The sequence below is a fragment of the Salinimicrobium oceani genome (assembly GCF_012037645.1).
Window position 1 is genome coordinate 1 of the sequence record NZ_JAAVJR010001031.1, and the last position, 371, is coordinate 371.

Here is a 371-nt window from a genome sequence, read left to right on the forward strand (position 1 = left end):
GCCATAAGTTTGTCAATGCTCTTGAAATGCTTTGCCAGCTTTCGGGCTACTGTTTCTCCCACGTACCGGATTCCCAGGGCAAACAAAACCCGGTCAAACGGAATTTGTTTTGAGTTCTCAATTCCGTTGATGACATTCTCAGCCGACTTATCGGCCATGCGCTCCAACGGCAGGATCTGCTCCTTTTTCAGTTCATATAGATCGGCATAATTACCTATAAGCCCTTCATTCACCAGCAGCGCAACGGTCTCTCCTCCCAGGCCTTCTATATCCATCGCCTTCCTGGAAATAAAATGCTGAATGCGCCCAATGATCTGTGGGGGACAACCATTGAAATTAGGGCAGTAATGTTGTGCTTCACCTTCATTTCG

At 47.4% G+C, this 371-nt stretch carries 1 protein-coding gene; it reads right to left on the bottom strand.

The window, feature by feature from the left end; translation table 11 throughout:
- On the bottom strand, positions 1 to 371 hold a 371-nt coding region (locus tag HC175_RS20630), incomplete at both ends, for a helix-hairpin-helix domain-containing protein (RefSeq protein WP_235942717.1).